Here is a 17,602-nt window from a genome sequence, read left to right as displayed (position 1 = left end):
AACCCGACGGGGCGGTTCGTCATCGGCGGCCCGGACGGCGACGCCGGTCTGACCGGACGCAAGATCATCGTGGACACCTATGGCGGTGCGGCGCCGCATGGCGGCGGGGCCTTCTCGGGCAAGGATCCGACCAAGGTGGACCGTTCGGCGGCCTATGCCGCGCGCTATCTGGCCAAGAATGTGGTGGCGGCGGGTCTGGCGGAGAAGTGCACGATCCAGCTGAGCTATGCCATCGGCGTGTCGCATCCGCTGTCGGTCTATATCGACACGGCCGGCACGGGTCAGGTGGACGAGGACAAGCTGGCCGACGTGCTGCGCCAGCTGATGAATCTCAGCCCGCGCGGCATCCGCGAGCATCTGGGCCTGAACCGGCCGATCTATGCCCGCACCGCGGCCTATGGCCATTTCGGCCGTGAGCCGGAAGCCGATGGCGGCTTCGGCTGGGAGCGCACCGATCTGGTCGACGCCCTGCGCCGCGCCTTCTGAGCCGCACAGACACCGGAAACCGGATGCAACGGCCCGCCCCCCAGGGGGCGGGCCGTTCGTCTGTCGGGGGTGATCATCAGGGAGTCCGCCACCGCCGCGGTTGAGCCCTACAGCGCCGGCGGCGTCCGCACCGGCGGCAGGGCGTTACATACATCCACATGGCCGGCGGCACGGATGAAGAAATCGTCCTGGCGCTGGCGTTTGGCCTCGACCCAGGCGGCATAGCTGGGACTGGTGCTGCGCAGGACCTGAGCCGGTGTGCGCTCGGCCTCCGGCACGTCGCTGGCGAAGCGGACCGATCTCAGCACCACCCGCTGCTCCGGCTTCTCATAGAAGCCCAGCTGCCCGGTGCCGCGCGGCAGCGCCGACAGGTGCTCCATGCCGGACAGAACGCGGCCGACCAGGGTGATGACCCGGTCCAGGGCGCGGGGGCTGTGGCCGATGACGACATAGAGTTCAGCGCCGCTGCCGGTGTCCACCGCCATGTCGCGCCCGACGCCGACGATGCCATAGCAATGGGTCATCCAGGCTTCGCCTGTGGTCGGGTCACGGGCGGCCGGGAAGCTGCCGACCACCCCCACCTCGGGCGCGAAGCTGTCGGGGTCCGGCAGCGGTACGAAGGGCAGGCCCGCTGCACCGCCGGCGACGGTGAATTCCGGCGCCAGCTTGGCCTTGGCCGTCTTCATCGGCTTCGGCGTCTCCTCCGGCATGCCCCATTGGGTGACGTAGTTGTCCTGCACCCGCACCACGGCCACGCCCCGGTACCAGTCCTCGGCCGCCAGCAGACGCATATTGGCCACATGGGCCGGTGCGAACTGCGGCGCCAGTTCGATCACCACCCGCCCGGCCGGCAGCTCCAGATACAGCGTCTCCTCCGGGGCCGGGCTGCGCCAGTCCGCCGCCGGGGCGGCTGCCAGCACCTCCGCCGGGGTCGCACGCTTTTCCGCGTCGGCGGCGCCGGCCGGCAGCGGAGGCATCAGCGGGACAGCCAGGATGGCGGCCAACAGGGGCAGGGCGGCAGGGCGGAGCATGCGGGGTCCTCGGGCGGGTCGATGGTCCCCCACTGTTCCAGAGCCGGGCGGCCGCGGCAATGCCGTGGTCGCGCCACGGGCCGGCATCGCGGTTCAGCCCAGGGGTTTGCCGATGAAGGGATTCCAGCCGCGGGCCGCCAGCACGGCCCAGGCCGTCGCCCCCAGATGGGGCCGCCGGTAATAGTAGAAATCGTCACTGGTACTGTCCGGCCCGATGGCCAGCCCGGTGGTGATGCGCGGCTGGCGCGTGGCGTAGAGGTAACCGCCCTCGCTCCACTCTTTGTCCAGTTCGCCCAGCAGCCGCCGGACCTCGTCCATGCGCCCCGCCAGCCGATAGGCCAGCGCCGCCTGGGCCGTCCCCTCCAGCCAGATGCCGTCGGCATCGTCGTTGAAGTCGAATCCCCCCTGGGCGGCATGGCGGGCCTCGACCCAGTCCAGGCTGCGCCGCCACGCCACCGGCGCATCCGCCAGCAGCAGTGGCCAGAGCTGGGCATCCAGGCCGGAAAAGGCGTTCGGCGTGACGCCGTCGGGGAGCGTTCCTGCCAGGAACCGGCCCTGGTCCGCCTGCCACATGGCCGCGACGAAAGCCTGGGCCTGGCGCGCATACCCGGTCCAGGGACCGGCCGGGTCCAGCCTGGCCATCCAGGTGAAGGCGGCGGCCAGATCGGTGTTGTGTTCGGTGGAGCGCCAGGTCAGCCGCACCGGTGCCGTCTCGAAGCCATGGACGCCGCCGCTGAAGCCGCCGGCACCGGTGTCGCTGGCCGTCGCCTGCACCGCCCAGCGCAGCAGGCCGGCGGCGGCATCCCGGTAATCGGTGCGGCCCGACTGCTCGTGCAGGGTCAGCAGGGCCAGCGCGGCCCAGGCCACATTGCCGGTGGCGGTGCCGACCTGATAGGCATCCTCCACCCATTGGTTGGCGCCCTTGTCCCACCAGCCCGGCGGCAGGGGCGGCATCTCTTTCAGCGCTCCGGCGCGATAGGCGTTGCGCAGACGGCCGTTCGGCTCGGCCCGGTCGCCGGTGGCCGCCGCCAACAGGGCCTCGCCGATGCGGTTGGCCTGCTCCGGTCGGCCGCAGGCCACCAGGGCGATGGCGGCCAGGGCATTGTCATAGGTGAAGGCCGACTCACGCAGCGGCGGTTCGAAGGCGGGGTCCCCCTTGCCATCCGGGCCATCATAGCTGCGCAGGAACACCGGACGGCGGGTGGAGACATCGTCCACCCGCTGTGCCAGCACGGCACATCCATCCGCGGCCGCCGCCACCGGGATGATCCCCGGCACGGGGGCGGCCAGTATCAGCATGGTCAGGATTGCGGACAGGAGGGAGTGGCGCATGGGCGGGAATCCTCGGGCGAAAGGACCAGGGTGCGAACGGGCTGTGGCGGCATCATGGCGGCGGATCCGGCCAAGGCGCATCCAGCTCCGGCCCGCTCTGGTCACGGCCATCCTATTCCCGGTCATCCCTGCCGTGCCTCTGTTCGTCCTGCCGCCGCTGGCGGCGTTGCAGGGTCACGAACAGGGCGATCAGCAGCGCTGCCCCGATGCCGGCAGCGGCCAGGGCGCCCAGCCCGCCCGCCGGAATTCCGGCAAGATCCGACGTCAGATGGAAGCCCTGCCAGGCGATGGCGGCCAGGAACAGCAGGATCGGTAGGATCAGCAGCAAGGGGCGCATGGCGGGGGCCTTCGGCGGGACAGCCTGCATTATCACGGCGTTGCGCGTCAGCGGCCAGCGCCATCATGGGGCAGGATCCGGCGCAGGGCCGTGGCCGGATGCCGGCCGCGCGGCTGCCACTGCCGTGGATAGCCGGCGGACACCTCCTCGAAGCGGACACCATCGCGCCAATGGGTCGCCGGCCTGTGCAGATGCCCGTGGACACAGGCGACGGCGTCGAACCGGCGGTGCCAGCCCTCCGTCAGCCGGGTGCCGCACCAGGGGCTGAAGCGCGGGATGCGTGGCAGGTCGATGACGTCCTGGCGCAGGGGGAAATGGTTGACCAGGATTGTGGGCAGTCCTGGCGGACGCTCCGTCGTCAGGCGCTTTTCCGTCCAGGCCACGCGCTGGTGGCACCAGGCGACGCGGCTGGGCCGGGGATAGGGGCTCAGCAGGATCTCGTCGCCGCTGCGTATCCGGGCTTCGGCCGCCCAGGCCACGGCGCCGGCGGGGTCCAGGCCCGTGGGTGCGAAGCTGTAATCGTACAGCAGGAACAGTGGCGCGATGAGGCAGGGACCACCCGGCCCGGTCCAGACGGGATAGGGATCCTCGGGCGTACAGACGCCATGCCGGCGGCAGACGGCCAGCATGGCCTCGTACTTGGCCTGTCCGCGCAGACCGCCGTCGGGACTGGGAATGGTCCAGAGTTCGTGGTTGCCGGGGACCCAGATCAGTCGGGCGAACCGTGCGCCCAACAGGGTGAAGGCAAGATCCAGATGCTCCGGCCGCTCGCCCAGATCGCCGGCCAGGATCAGCCAGTCGCCGGAGTGATGGGGAAAGTCCCGCAAGGCATCCCGGTTCTCTGCCGACGACAGGTGAAGGTCGCTGATGGCCCACAGCTTCATCGGCGCGATTTTCGTATGAATTCCGTCATGAATCATCCAGTGGTATTAACATATAGGGGCCATTTCCAATTCAACAAAAGTTTTTTGCTAGCCGAAAGGAGCGCTTCTGTGCGTTCTATTCTTCCCTTGGCTGCATTGCTTTTCCCGGTTTTCATGGGCTATCAGGGTCTTTGACCTGTTCGGGGTGATGTCATGTTGTGCCCTGCCGCAAGCCGAAGGTCGAAAGCATGCCTGTTGCACCGGCGATCTCCGTTCTGTCGCCCGCCGCCCCGTTCCTGTCCGCCTGGCGGAACCGCGCGCTGATCCTGCGCCTGGCCCGGCGGGAAATCGAGGCCCGCTATCGCGGCACCGCCGTCGGGATGGTCTGGAGCGTGCTGACGCCGATCCTGATGGTGGCGGTCTACAGCTTCGTCTTTTCCTATGTGTTCCAGCCGCGCTGGACGGTGCCGCCGGGCACGAAGGCCAATTTCGTGCTGCTGCTCTATTCGGGACTGCTGGTGTTCAACCTGCTGGGCGACTGTCTGGCGCGGGCGCCCATGCTGGTGCTGGAAACGCCCAGCTATGTGAAGAAGGTGGTGTTCCCGCTGGAGATCCTGCCCTGGATCGCCCTTGCCGGCGCCCTGTTCAACTTCCTGGTCGGGATGGGGCTGCTGCTGGGGATCTATCTGATCCTCTACGGCCTGCCACCCGTCACCATCCTGCTGCTGCCGCTGGTGCTGCTGCCGTTGGTGCTGCTGACCCTGGGGCTCGGCTGGCTGCTGGCGGCGCTGGGCGTCTATCTGCGCGACCTGCGCCATGTGGTGGGCATCCTGGTGTCCATGCTGATGTTCCTCAGCCCCATCTTCTACCCGGCCGATGCCGTGGGCGAGGCGGTGCGCAGCGCGCTCTATGCCAACCCGCTGACGCCGGTGCTGGAAATGTCGAAGGACGTGCTGTTCTGGGGAAGGGTGCCCGATGCCGGCCTGCTGACGGGCGGCGTCCTGGCCGCCTGGATGGCGGCCTGGCTCGGCCATGCCGCCTTCATGAAGCTGCGCGCGGGGTTCGCCGATGTGCTCTGAGGTGGTGATCGCCGCCCGCGGCGCTGGCAAGTGCTACCGCATCTTCCGCCGGCCGGAGGATCGGCTGAAGCAGATGCTGTCCTTCGGCCGCCGCACCTATTATTCCGAATACTGGGCCTTGCAGGATATCGATCTGCAGATCCGCCGCGGGGAGACGGTGGGCATCGTCGGCCGCAACGGCGCCGGCAAATCCACTCTGCTGCAACTGATCTGCGGCACGCTGCAGCCCAGCCGCGGCACGGTGGCGGTCACCGGCCGGGTGGCGGCGCTGCTGGAACTGGGGGCCGGCTTCAACCCGGAATTCACCGGGCGGGAGAATGTCCACCTGGCCGCCTCCGTGCTGGGGCTGACCCAGGCCCAGATCGATGAGCGCTATACGGACATCACCGACTTCGCCGGCATCGGCGATTTCATCGACCAGCCGGTGAAGCTCTATTCCAGCGGCATGTATGCCAGGCTGGCCTTCGCCGTGGCCGCCCATGTGGATGCCGACATCCTGATCGTGGATGAGATCCTGGCCGTGGGCGATGCCGCCTTCACCCAGAAATGCATGCGCTTCATCCACCGGTTCAGGCAGACCGGCACATTGCTGTTCGTGTCGCACGATGTATCCTCAATCACGGCATTGTGCGACCGGGCCATCTGGCTCGACCGCGGCGCCGTGCGGGCCGAAGGGCCGGCCAAGGAGATTGTTCACGACTACACCGCCTCGCTGTTCAGCGAGGGGGAGGCGTCATCCGGCTTCCAGATCGGGGGCAGCCGCCGGCAAGCGCCGGTGCGCGAGGGGGATGTGGTGGCGGACCGCCGTCACGCATTGCTGCAGGAAACGACGGCCCGCAACAGTATCGAGCTGTTCGACTTCGATCCCGAGGCGCCCTGGTTCGGTGCGCGCGGCGCCACCATCGACACCGTGCGTCTGCTGGCCCCGGCGGGCCAGCCGCTGCCCGCCCTGACCGGCGGCGAAGAGGTGGTGCTGGAGATCTCGGCCGAGGCCCATGCGCCCCTGCACAGCCCGATCATCGGCTTCTTCGTCAAGAACAGGCTTGGGCTGCACCTGTTCGGCGACAACACCTACCTCTCCTACCGGCAGGCCCCGGTGGCCGTGCCGGCGGGAGGCCGTGTCACCGCCCGGTTCCGCTTCCAGATGCCCTATCTGCCATCGGGGGACTTCTCCATCCTGGTGGCCATGGCCGACGGCACCCAGGCCAGCCATGTGCAGCACCATTGGATCGACGATGCCCTGTTCTTCCATGTCCAGACCTCGCATGTGGTCAAGGGGCTGGTGGGGCTGCCCATGGTCGACATCGCGCTGCAGGCGGATCTGGAGGTGGTGAGATGAGCCTTATCCCCGTTTGCGCTCCCGTCATGCGGCGCGTTTCCTGCCTTCCCCTCGACCGGTGCCTTTCGCGATGACCGACCTCCTCAATGCCGTGAAGCTGATCCGGGGCAGCGGTGCCGATCCGTCGGGGCCGACCCTGCGCATGGCGGCCGATCTGCTGGCTGCGCACCCGCTGCTGCTGCGCGTGCCGGAACGGCTGACCGATGTACCCAGCTGGCACATGCACATTCCCTTCGCCTTCTGGTGCATCGACGCCCTGCGCCCCCGCCTGTTCGTGGAACTGGGCACCCACAAGGGCGACAGCTATTCGGCCTTCTGCCAGGCGGTGGTGGCGGCGGAGAGCGACACGCTCTGCTATGCCGTCGATACCTGGCAGGGCGATCCGCAGGCCGGCCTCTATGGCGACGAGGTGCTGCGGGATCTGGAAGCGTACCACACCCCGCGCTACGACCGCTTTTCCACGCTGATCCGCTCCACTTTCGACGAGGCGCTGTCCTATTTCGCCGACGGCTCCATCGACCTGCTGCATATCGACGGGCTGCACACCTATGAGGCGGTGCGCCATGATTTCGAGAGTTGGCGGCCCAAGCTCAGCGGGCGGGGCGTGGTCCTGTTCCACGACATCAATGTGCGGGAGCGGGAGTTCGGAGTCTGGCGCTTCTGGGACGAGGTGCGGCAGACCTGTCCCGGCCTGGGCATTCCCTTCGGCCATGGGTTGGGCGTCCTGGCCGTGGGGCCGCAGGTGCCGCCGGCCCTGGCCCGGATTCTCGATGCCCCGGCCGAGGAGCAGCAAGGCATCCTCCAGCTGTTCCATCGGCTCGGCCGCGGGCTGGCGGCGGAAGGCGACCGCGTCCGGCTGGCCGGCGAGCGTGACGCCGCCCTGGTCCAGCTTCAGACGGAGGCCCTCGAACGGGAGCAGGTGGCCGGAGAGCAGGCGCGGCTGACCGCCGAGCATGCCCGGCTGGCCAGCGAACGGCAGCAGCTGACCAGCCAGTGCCAGCAGCTGACCGCCGAACGGGATCATCTCCGGGCCGAGCGTGACCAGCTGTCCGTCCGGACCGGCGAACAGGATGCCGAGCTTGCCCAGGCCCGCGCGGCGCTGGAGGAGATGGCAACGGGGCTGGCGGCGCTGGAGGCCGAGTTGGAGCAGGCGCGCAAGGACCAGCAGTCCCAGGATCTCCTGCGGTCGCAGGCGCAGTCACGCCAGGCGGCGCGGCAGGACATTCTGGACACCTGCCTGCGGCTGATGGAAAGCCGCAACCTGTCCATCGGTCTGGTCCGGCAGAAGTTCCAGCAGGCCAGGAGCGCCCTGGCCGAACAGCGCCAGCGGCTGGAGGCCGATCTGGCCGATGCCCGGCGGCGGGCCGCCGACCTGCAGCAGGAGGTGATGCGCCTGTCCGCGCATCAGGCCGGGCTGGCGGCCCGGCTCCAGGCGGTGGAGCAGAGCACCACCTGGCGGGCGACGGCCGGGTTGCGCTCGGCCATGTCCGGCGTGCCGGCCGACCTGCGCCTGACGCTGCGGCGCATGGCCAAGCTGGGCTGGTGGGTGGTGACGCCGCACCGTATGCCCGAACGCCTGCGCTTCCTGCGGGCACGCAAGGCGGAAGGGCCGGGGGCGGCCGCCCCGTCACCACAGGCCGTCCCGGCACCGGGTGCGGCGGAGCCGGCCTATCTGTCGTTCGAGCCGCGGGGCGATCTGGACATGACCGCCCGCATCGCGCCGGAGGCCGGGCGCTACGGGTTGGTGCCGCAGCCCGGCGGCTATGTCTATGTGCCGCCGCGCCGGCCGGACGATGTGGAGGAGCGGGTCCGCCGGTTGGCTGTGCGTCCGGTCTTCTCCATCGTGGTGCCGCTCTACAACACGCCGCCGGAGCTGTTCCAGCGCATGCTGGCCTCGGTCGAGGCGCAATGGTATCCGCACTGGCAGCTGATCCTGGTCGATGACAACAGCCCCGATGACGGTGTGCGCACGGCATTGGCGCAGATCGACGATACGCGGGTGGCGACCTGCCTGCTGCCCGAGAACAAGGGGATTTCCGGGGCCACCAATGCGGGGCTGGCGCTGGCCACCGGCGATTACATCGTCTTCCTGGATCATGACGACGAGCTGACGGAGGACTGCCTCTACGAACTGGCTCTCCGCATCAACCAGGACGATCCGGACTTCCTCTACAGCGACGAGGACAAGATCGCCCAGGACGGCCGCTTCACCGAGCCCTTCTTCAAGCCCGACTGGTCGCCGGACACGATGATGAGCACGATGTACACGTGCCATGTCTCCTGTGTGCGCCGCCGTCTGGTGGAGGCGGTCGGCGGCTTGCGCTCGGCCTATGACGGGTCGCAGGACTACGACTTCATCCTGCGCGTGGTGGAGCAGACCGACCGTATCGCCCACATCCCCAAGATCCTCTACCACTGGCGCATCATTCCGCAGTCGGTGGCCTCCGACATCAATGCCAAGCCCTATGCCATCGATGCCGCAAAACGGGCGCGCGAAGCGGCGTTGCAGCGCCGTGGCCTGGCTGGCGCGCTGGAGCCGGTGCCGCAGCTGCCCGGCTATCACCGCGTCAACTATTTCCTCCAGGGCGCGCCGCCGATCTCCATCATCATCCCGTCGAAGAACAACGGCGCCATCCTCAAGCAGTGCATCGACTCCATCCAGAGCCGTTCCGGCTATCGCCGGTTCGAGATCGTGGTGATGGACAACGGCTCAACGGCGCCGGCGACGCTGGATTATCTCGACAGTCTAAGCCAGCAGCCGGAGATCAAGGTCATCCGCCATGACGCGCCGTTCAACTATGCGGAAATCAACAATATCGGTGTCCGGCATGCCGGTGGCGACCTGCTGCTGTTCCTCAACGACGATACCGAGGTGCGGTCGTCCGGCTGGCTGGAGCGGCTGGGCGGTTTCGCCCAGCTGGCCCATGTGGGCGCGGTGGGGGCCAAGCTGCTTTATCCCGGTACCCGCGCGGTCCAGCACAGCGGCATCGTCAACCTGGCCACCGGCCCGGTCCATGCCTTCCTGCGCCGGTCGGCCGACGATCCCTGCTACTTCGCCCGCAACCTGCTGGAATACAACTGGGTGGCCGTCACCGGCGCCTGCCTGATGATCGAACGCGCCAAGTTCGACCGGGTCGGCGGCTTCGACGAGACCTTCCCCGTCGCCTACAACGATGTGGAACTGGGCTTCCGTCTGGTTCGGGCCGGCCTTTACAATGTGGTCTGCCCGGGCGTGGAACTGATCCACCATGAATCCTACAGCCGGGGGCCGGACGACATCTCCCCGGAGAAGCGCCGACGGCTGGAAGCCGAGCTGCGCCGCCTGTACATGACCCATCCCACCTTCTTCCAGCGCGATCCCTTCCACAATCCCAACCTGGACCAGACCAGTCCCGGCTTCGCCGTCGCCGGCGCGTGACCGGAGGACGGCCCGGCCGATGGGGCGGCCGGGCGGGGACAGGATGGCGGCAGCATAGCGGGGGCACCATGCTGACGGAGATGACGGACGCCATCACGGGCGCCGATGCCGTGTCATTCGATGTGTTCGACACGCTGTTCGTGCGGCCGCTGTCCGCACCGGAGGATGTGTTCGACCTGCTGGGGCACCGCTTCGGCGTGCCCCGCTTCCGTCGGCTGCGGGAGGAGGCCCAGGCCGAAGCCTTCCACCGCATGCAGCAGGCCGGACGGCAGGAGATCACGCTGGACGGGATCTATGAGTGTCTGGCACCGGTGGCCGTGCCGGCCATGGTGCTGCGTGATGCCGAATATGCGATGGAACTGGCGCTGACCCGGCCGAACCCGGAGCTGGCCGCCCTGTTCCGCGACTGTGTGGCGGCCAAGCCGGTGGTCATCACCTCCGACATGTATCTGCCGCGCCGATTCTTCGCGGAGCTGTTGCGCCGCCACGGGCTGCCCGAGGTTCCCCTCTTCATCTCCGCCGACCGCGATGCCACCAAACGCGACCGGGGAGCCCTGTTCGATCTGGTGACGGCCGATCTCGGCCTGCCGCCGGAGCGTGTCCTGCATATCGGCGACAATCCGCGCTCGGATGTGGAGCAGGCGCGGGCCCGCGGCCTGCAAGCGGTCCATTACCAGACCTCCCGGCGCCCGACCCGGCACGGGCCGTCGACGCCCTTCTCCTCGATGGCGCGGGGGCTGGTCCGCATCGCCGATCCGGTGCCGCAGCCCAAGACCTTCTACGATCTGGGGTACCGTTATGGCGGCCCGGCGGCGGTGGCTTTCCTCGACTGGATCGCCCGTCAGGCCGGCCCGGACGGGATCGACCATGTGCTGTTCATCTCACGTGATGGCTTCGTGCTCGACCGGCTGGCCCGGACGTTGCCGCCGGGGCTGTTGCCGCCGTCGGACTATTTCCGCGGTTCCCGCGTCTCCTTCATGATGGCGGCCACCGACCAGGACAATTACGCGGTCCAGCTGGAACAGTTCCTGGCCGGGGCGGAGGGGCTGGCTCCGCTGGAGGTGCTGGAGCGCATCGGCGTAACCCCGCCTTCCGACGCCGTCATGCGGGATCTGGGGCTGGGCGACGATGTGGTCATCGACCCCGCTCTGCGGCCGCGCATGCGGGCCTTTCTCCAGGCCTACCGGCCGGAGATCCTGAAGGTCTGCCGGCGCAACCGCGCCTGTCTGTTCCAGTATCTGCTGTCCCTGGGCTTGCGTCCGGGCATGCGCGTGGCCCTGGTCGATGTGGGCTGGCGCGGCACCACCCAGTCGGCCCTGGTCCAGGCGTTGGCGCGCATGCTGCCGATCGACGTCGTGGGCTATTATCTCTGCCTGGTGCCCGCGGCCGAGCCGGCCCTGGCCCGGACCTGCAAGGCATTGCTCTCGCCCCGGTCCCTGTCCGCCGAGCAGCTGGAGCGGATCTATGCCAACCGGGTGGCGGTGGAGCTGATGTTCTCCGCCCCCCATCACAGCGTCATCGGCTATGAAACCGCGCCGGATGGCGGCATCCTGTCGGTGGAGGATGGCGGCAGGCGGGAAGCGCCGGAGCTGGCCCGCATCTCCACCGAGATCATCCGCGGCATCGAGGATTTCGCCGCCGCCTATACCGGCCTCTGCCGCGATCTTGATCTGCGGCCCGACCCGGCGGAACTGGCCGGCATCCTGACCGACTTCGTCGGCAATATCGGCGAGGAGACGCTGCAGCTCTTCGCCACGGTCAAGGATTTCGACACCTGGGCCGGTTGCCGCAAGGCGGAACGCAGCCTGCGCGACTATCTGGCGGCGTGAGGACACGGGCGGCCGGCCCCGCGGGGCCGGTATAACCTCACCCCCGCTGTGCCGGGTCCAGCCATGGTTTGGGGGCCCGTGGCGGGAAGGCCGGCGCGAATCGGCCTGACGCCAGCGACAGGTTGGGATTGTAATAGGGGTCCCGGGTCAGCACCGGCCCCCAGCGCTGCTGCATGACCGCGATTTCCCGGCGGAACCGCTCGATCCTGGCCGGGTCCAGGTCGCTGCCCCGCGACAGGGATTCATGGTGGTACAGCTCTGCCTGCGGCGTCCAGATCACCTGATAGCCGGCCTGCCGCAGCCGCAGGCACAGATCGACATCGTTGAAGGCCACGGCCAGATGATCGGCATCGAAGCCGCCCCGTTCCAGGAACAGGGCGCGGCGCATCAGCAGGCAGGCGGCCGTCACCGCCGACAGGTTCTGCGCCAGGGCCAGCCGCCCGAAATAGCCGGTCTCGTTCCGGCCGGCCAGCGGGTGGAGATGGCCGGCCACCCCCTGCACCCCGGTGGCGATCCCGCCATGCTGTACCAGCCCGTTGCCGTACAGCAGCTTGGCTCCCACGGCCCCCACCTCCGGTCGGCAGGCCTGGGCCACCAGCACCCGCAGCCAGTCGGCGTGGATGACCTCGACATCGTTGTTGATGAAGCCGACCAGGGGGCCGTGCGCCGCCGCCACGGCGGCATTGTTGATGGCGGAGAAGTTGAACGGTCCCGGCAGCGGCAGCACCCGGACCCGCGGCTCCTGCCGCAGGCTGTGCAGATAGGCCAGGGTTTCCCGCTCGCGGCTGCCATTGTCGGCGACGATGACCTCCAGCGCGGGATAGTCGGTGCGCTCCAGCAGCCCGCCAAGGCAGGTGCGCAGCAGATCCACCCGGTCGCGGGTGGGAACGATCAGGCTGACCGGGGGTAGCGGGTCGGGGCAGAGGCGGCGGACCCGGTGATAGGGCGCGGCGCTGCCCGCCGGTCCGGCCTCGACCGTGGCCGGCGTGCCGGCGCGGGCCAGATGGTCGCCGACGGCCCGGCGCGCGGCGTCCATGGCCCGATCCAGCGCGCGGGTGGAGAAGGAGCCGGAATCGGCGAAGACCCGCCAGTGATAGAGGATGTGCGGGATATGGCGGATGCGCTCCGCCGCTTTCGCCTCCGCTGCCGTCGCCTCCACCGCCCGCAGGGTGAAGTCGTAATCCTGGCTGCCCTCGTAGCCCGGCCGGAAGCCGCCGATGCGGCGGGCCAGCGCCGTCCGGTAGACGCCCAGATGGCTGACCATGTTCTGATGCAGGAACAGTTCCGGATTCCAGTCGGATTTGAAGTGCGGATCGTGCCGCACGCCGGCGGCATCGACCTTGTCCTCGTCGGAATAGAGGAGGTCGGTGTCCGGGTGGGCCTCCAGCGTGGCGGCAACCAGATAGAGCGCGTGGTCGCTCAGCAGGTCGTCATGGTCCATCAGGGCGACGAAAGGACCGTGGGCCATCTCCAGGGCGGTGTTGCTGGCGCGGGCGATATGCCCGTTCTCCCTCCGCCGTGTCACCCGGATGCGCGGGTCCTTGCGCGCATAGTCGGTCAGGATCGCCCCCACATGCGGGGACGGGGAGGCATCGTCGGCGATGCAGAGTTCCCAATGCGGATAGATCTGGCCCAGCACACTGTCGATGGCGGCGCGCAGATGCTCCGCCGCCGTCTCGTACACCGGCATCAGGATGGAGATCAGCGGCGGCTCCCTCATCCGGGCGATGTGGGTGCGGATGGCGGCGATATCGGCCGGGCCGCGGCGGTCATGCAGATCGATCCAGCGGGCATAACCGGCATCGCGGCGCCGGGCCAGATGGTCGGCCAGCCGCAGACGGGCCCTGGCCGGGCTGCCGGCGGCCAGCAGCCGGCGCAGCAGCGCCGGCTCGTGCCGGATCAGATGGGCGGCCAGCGCCAGGGGGCCCAGCGCTGCCAGCGTCAGGGACCGCACCGTGATGTGCGCAGCCTCGGTGTGCAGGTGCAGGGCCAGCGGTACGGGCTGATCCGGCAGCCGCGCCAGCATGGCCGTTCCGTCCGCATCGTCTCCGGTCCGGATGGTCTCCAGCGGGACCCAGTCGGCGCCGTGGCGCAGCAGCAGCGTGGGCATCCCGCCGTGCCCGTCGCCACGCAGCCGCAGCAGGCACCAGCCGCCCGGCGCCGGCCCGCCGCCGAAATCCAGGCACAGCCGGGGGGCCGGTCCGGTGCGCTCGAACCGGTTGTCGCCCAGGCTCCGCAGATCCTGCTCCGCCCTCAACGTCGGCCGGTGGCGGCGATAGCGCAGCAGCCCGTCCAGCGCCGGCCGCCAGCGGGGGAGCACCGTCCCCCGCGGCCGGGCTTCCCCGCTGCCCGCCGTTCTGTCGTCCGTCGTCGCCATCAGGGGCCGGCCATGCCCGCCTGGGGCACTGCGGTCCGCTGGAACAGGGTGACGTCGGCCAGTGCCGCCTGCGGGCAGGCCGGCCCGGCGATGCCCAGGGTCAGGCTGGTCAGATCCGGGGTCAGCAGCCAGCGCGGCTGACTGTCCAACGGCAGCAGATTGATGCCGGGCCGGGCCGAAAAGGCCAGGGTGCGGCCCCATCCGGGCGTGCGGGCCTGCCAGCCGACCGTGACCGGGATGCTGTCCGCGCCCGCCCCGCGGCCTTCATCCCGGTTCCCCTCCCGGCCTCCTTCGCGGCAGGTCAGGGTGAAGGCCAGCAGGCCGGCCGTCCGCCCGTCCAGCGGTGACCCGCCGAGATCCAGGGTGAAGTGCCCGTCCCTGGCCGCCGGGGGCTGCACGGCGGCTTGCCGGACCGGCCGCATCAATGGCCGCAGCCGGTCGAAGGATCGGCCCCAGGCCGCCGGCAGGCGTTGCAGGTCCCCCTGCCGGAAGGCGGCATCGAACAGGGTCAGGTGGTGCTCGCGCTCCGCCTGCTGTCCGGACAGACCCACCCCGGCCGGCAGGCCGATGGGATGGGGAAAGCCGTCCCCGTCCGGATCGAGCAGGCCGCCCTCCAGCCAGACATTGCGGCCATCGACCGCCACTACCCGGCGCGGGCCGCTGCCGGCCAGGGTCACGGTCTGGCCCGGACTCAGGCCGGCGAGCTGGCTTTCCTCCGCCACGAAGAAGCCGGCCCGGTGGCGGGAGATGCCGCGGATCCAGTTGGGGTCGGTATGCTCCGCCGCCATGGGCGGACGCGGCGGGTCCAGCCCGGCCAGCCGGCCCAGACGATCCGGCAGCACGCCCAGGATGCGCATCCCCACCTTGACCGGGACATAGGTGTCGAGCACGAAGCGGTAGAGCAGGTGCGTCCGCAGGGCCGGTGTCTGATTGTCGAACAGCAGATTGTCCGCGGACAGGATGACCAGGGGCGGCGGCTTGGCCATCAGGCGGGCGACGGCCCGGCGCTGCTGGTCCGTGTGGGCCAGGTTCAGCGGCGCCCCGGCCTCGATGGGCACCGGCCGGCCAAGATAGAAATAATGGGCGTTGCGGTTGGTCAGATCCAGCAGCCCCTCGCCCGGGGCCAGAACAGCATCGGCGATCCGCTTCAACTCCAGGATGCGGGCAATATGCTCGGGCTGGGTCAGGCCGGTGCCCAGGGCGGGAAGGCCGATCTCCGCCCCGCGGGTCAGGGTGGCCGGTGTGGCGACCACGGGCAGGATGGCGGTGTTGACGGCGCCCAGTGTCGGCGCCCGGGTGAAGACACCGACGACCAGGGCGGCCAGCAGCAGCAGGGCGCCGCGGCCCGCCGCTCCGGCCAGGGGAAACAGCATCAGCGGCAGCAGCAGGGCCACGGCCACCAGCGTCACCACGCCCGTGCGCGATGCGCCGGCCGGATCGATGCGGCCCAGGCTGTAGCTGAGGATGGCCAGGGGGAACAGCAGGGCGAAGCTGCCGGCCAGGGCGATGCGGCGGCGTGGCAAGGATCCCGCCGGCTGCTGCCGCAGCCAGACCAGGGTGGCGACGGCCAGGGCCGGCACCACCATCCAGCCAAGCCGCAGCGCCTGGAACAGCGGATCGTCCCCCGTGCCGGCCGGCGGCAGGCTCCAGCGCCAGGGAATGGCCCAGGCCACCAGATTGATGCGGCTGTTCTCCAGCGCATAGCGCACGGCGCCAATCATCATGCCGCCGATCGGCGTCGGCACGGCCAGCAGGGCGATGGCGGCCAGCATCAGGCCGGCCGTCACCAGCGTGCGGCGGAGGTCGGTCCGCAGCGCCAGCGCCAGCAGCCACAGGGAAAAGGGCAGCAGGGCCAGGATGGCGCCACCGCCCTGGCCGGGCGTCACCAGCACCAGACACAGCACGACACCGCAGACGGCGCAGAGCCAGGCCCGCGGCCGCTGCAACAGGTCCGGCCGCAGCAGCAGGCAGAGGCCGAGCAGGATGACGCTGTAGGCCGACAGATCCACGGTCGGCTGCACCAGCACCGCCATCAGCACCAGCGTGGGCAGCAGGCCCAGCGGCAGGGCCAGGGCGCAGGTCAGGCCCGTGGCCAGCAGGGCGACGCCGATGCGGTTGCCCCAGGCGGCGGTGCTGGCCGCAGTGCCGTCGAGGAACAGCGCGGACAAGGCGCCCGGCAGATAGTCCAGCAGCCCATGGGCCGGGGTATAGTCGAGATAGGGCCGGATGCCGAACTGCTGCCATTGCCAGAACGGCACCAGGCTTTCCCCGAAATGGTAATCATCGGCCGGCACCAGCGGGATCGGCACCGGGCTGAGCGCCAGCAGGCAGACCAGACCGGCCAGCGCCAGCGGCGACACCGGCACCGGCTGGCGCAGACGGCGCAGCGCATCGCCCAGTCCCAGCAGCACCAGCCCCCAGGCCAGGGCCGGCAGGGTCCAGCGCACCGGCAGCGCCAGCGGACCGGCCGCGCCCGGTTCAAGAAAGCGGGGCGGGATCAGGGCGAAGAAGAACAGGGGCAGGCCCAGCTGCGTCAGCGCCAGCAGGCGCCGGATCTGCGCGGGGTCGCCGCGCAGAACCAGGATGGTGGTCAGGCCGGCGGCCAGCAGGCCCGCCCGGCCGATGGCGCCCGGCTCCAGCAGGGGCACCTGACCGACCCGGGCCACGGCCAGGGCCAGGGCGAAGGGCAGAAGTGCCGCCAGCCCGACGGCTGCCACGCCCTGGCCGGCGGCCTCCACCCAGGTCCGGTCGAAGGTCGGGCGGGACCGGCTGCGCAGGGCACGCAGGGTGAACAGGGCGGCCAGCAGGGCCGCGGCCAGCCCCAGGGCCGGAAAGAACGCCGTCAGCTGTCCGGCCATGGCGCGGCCGACGACGAAGGCCGCCGGCGCCAGACAGCATAGCATCAGGCCGCGCCAGGCATCGGTCGCCGCCCTATCGCCGCGGCAGGCCACGGCCGCATCCAGGCGGGCCGTGAGCAGAAGCCCGACCGGCGCCACCGCCACGAAGACTAGGGCGGCGACCAGATCCTCCAGCTTGGTGGCATCCTGCCATGCCAGCAGACCGGGGACGAAATCGGGATAGCCGGGGTGCAGTGCCATGCCGGTCCAGGCGCAAGCCGCCGCGGCTGTGCCGCACAGGATGCCGATGGAGATCGACAGCCAGGACAGGACAGGACGCGCCCCCCCTGGCCCGGCGTCCGGCAGCAGGACCTGATCCGGTCCGATGATCGTCGTCTGTCGCAATCCCATGCGGTCCCCTGGCGCCGGACAATGGTGCCGGCGCCTTTTCAGCCGGTGCTGCCGGGTGTTCATGAGAAATCCGGCTGTCCTGATCTTCTATCCAGCGGGAGTGCGTTCTGGAATGAGTTATTGTGGGCAAAAATGGCCGTCTGTTCGGAATATTGGATGATGGTTCTCAATCTTTTTTACTCGATCGCACCTGAATAATCCAATTTGTATTAGCCACAATGGCGGAGGCTGACAGGACAATGCTGGCGCGTTAATTAGGGCCA

General features: G+C 69.6%; 11 protein-coding genes. 5 read left to right on the top strand and 6 right to left on the bottom strand.

Annotation, left to right across the window (positions count from 1 at the left end):
• Nucleotides 1-486 (top strand): methionine adenosyltransferase domain-containing protein (locus tag DK368_RS20625; protein WP_162306124.1); only part of this gene is annotated, 486 nt, incomplete at its 5' end.
• Between the two features lie 107 nt (nucleotides 487-593).
• Here the strand turns inward: DK368_RS20625 and DK368_RS20620 are convergent.
• From DK368_RS20620 to DK368_RS20605, 4 genes are all read right to left on the bottom strand, one after another.
• Nucleotides 594-1,517 carry a peptidylprolyl isomerase gene (locus DK368_RS20620; protein WP_193552327.1) on the bottom strand — a complete coding sequence of 308 codons (924 nt, stop codon included), beginning with the start codon at nucleotides 1,515-1,517 and terminating at the stop codon, nucleotides 594-596.
• A 93-nt stretch (nucleotides 1,518-1,610) separates the two neighbouring features.
• Complete coding sequence (locus DK368_RS20615) at nucleotides 1,611-2,849, bottom strand: hypothetical protein (protein ID WP_114395861.1); 1,239 nt, start codon at nucleotides 2,847-2,849, stop codon at nucleotides 1,611-1,613.
• Nucleotides 2,850-2,961: 112 nt separating this feature from the next.
• Nucleotides 2,962-3,186, bottom strand: coding sequence for a hypothetical protein (locus DK368_RS20610; protein WP_155524661.1), 225 nt, complete (start codon nucleotides 3,184-3,186; stop codon nucleotides 2,962-2,964).
• Between the two features lie 47 nt (nucleotides 3,187-3,233).
• Nucleotides 3,234-4,070: a metallophosphoesterase family protein gene (locus tag DK368_RS20605; protein ID WP_114395859.1), complete on the bottom strand. Its 837-nt coding sequence runs from the start codon at nucleotides 4,068-4,070 to the stop codon at nucleotides 3,234-3,236.
• A 227-nt stretch (nucleotides 4,071-4,297) separates the two neighbouring features.
• On the opposite strand from DK368_RS20605, the gene DK368_RS20600 reads away from it, so the two are divergent.
• The 4 genes from DK368_RS20600 (at nucleotide 4,298) to DK368_RS20580 (ending at nucleotide 11,714) form a co-directional block, all read left to right on the top strand.
• Nucleotides 4,298-5,128, top strand: coding sequence for an ABC transporter permease (locus tag DK368_RS20600; RefSeq protein WP_114395865.1), 831 nt, complete (start codon nucleotides 4,298-4,300; stop codon nucleotides 5,126-5,128).
• Nucleotides 5,118-6,467: an ABC transporter ATP-binding protein gene (locus DK368_RS20595; protein WP_114395858.1), complete on the top strand. Its 1,350-nt coding sequence runs from the start codon at nucleotides 5,118-5,120 to the stop codon at nucleotides 6,465-6,467. Before DK368_RS20600 ends, DK368_RS20595 begins: the two co-directional genes overlap by 11 nt.
• A gap of 70 nt (nucleotides 6,468-6,537) precedes the next feature.
• Nucleotides 6,538-9,885: a glycosyltransferase gene (locus tag DK368_RS20585; protein WP_205028334.1), complete on the top strand. Its 3,348-nt coding sequence runs from the start codon at nucleotides 6,538-6,540 to the stop codon at nucleotides 9,883-9,885.
• Nucleotides 9,886-9,953: 68 nt separating this feature from the next.
• The gene (locus DK368_RS20580) at nucleotides 9,954-11,714 is read left to right on the top strand and encodes an HAD family hydrolase (protein ID WP_114395857.1); all 1,761 of its coding nucleotides are present in this window, start codon (nucleotides 9,954-9,956) and stop codon (nucleotides 11,712-11,714) included.
• A gap of 37 nt (nucleotides 11,715-11,751) precedes the next feature.
• Here the strand turns inward: DK368_RS20580 and DK368_RS20575 are convergent, their stop codons facing one another.
• Nucleotides 11,752-14,034: a glycosyltransferase family 2 protein gene (locus DK368_RS20575; RefSeq protein WP_155524660.1), complete on the bottom strand. Its 2,283-nt coding sequence runs from the start codon at nucleotides 14,032-14,034 to the stop codon at nucleotides 11,752-11,754.
• A gap of 56 nt (nucleotides 14,035-14,090) precedes the next feature.
• The gene (locus tag DK368_RS21550) at nucleotides 14,091-17,339 is read right to left on the bottom strand and encodes a hypothetical protein (RefSeq protein ID WP_155524659.1); all 3,249 of its coding nucleotides are present in this window, start codon (nucleotides 17,337-17,339) and stop codon (nucleotides 14,091-14,093) included.
• Nucleotides 17,340-17,602: the final 263 nt, after the last annotated feature.

It is taken from the genome of Oleisolibacter albus (assembly GCF_003336875.1).
Taxonomy (GTDB): domain Bacteria; phylum Pseudomonadota; class Alphaproteobacteria; order Azospirillales; family Azospirillaceae; genus Niveispirillum; species Niveispirillum album.
This window is presented reverse-complemented; position numbering and strand designations above follow the sequence as displayed.